Raw genomic sequence first — 275 nt, 5'->3', positions numbered from 1 at the left:
AACGCTCCCCTTGAAGTGTCTCCAAAAAATACACGTTCCCTCGAACAATGCCGCATAATCGATAAGGACCTTCCCAACTAGGAGACCACTTACCGAACTCCCTGGATCGAGTACCCAAAGGCAAAACTGTCTTCCAAACCAAGTCTCCAACTTGAAACAACTTCACTTTCACCCTTTTGTGGTACGCCTTGGCCACCCTCTTCTTCTCTTTCTCTATCTCTTCCAAAGCCTTCAAGCGTTTGTCGATGACTTCATCAAGGTTGTCTCCCATCAAT

Annotated in this window: 1 protein-coding gene; it reads right to left on the bottom strand. The window is 46.5% G+C overall.

Annotation, left to right across the window (positions count from 1 at the left end; genetic code table 11):
• On the bottom strand, positions 1 to 275 hold a 275-nt coding region (locus D8Z78_RS24920), incomplete at both ends, for a hypothetical protein (RefSeq protein ID WP_206169738.1).

The organism is Tropicibacter alexandrii, assembly GCF_003667315.2.
GTDB lineage: Bacteria > Pseudomonadota > Alphaproteobacteria > Rhodobacterales > Rhodobacteraceae > Tropicibacter > Tropicibacter alexandrii.
Note: the sequence above shows the minus strand (reverse complement) of the source record. Positions and strands in the feature narration are given on the sequence as shown.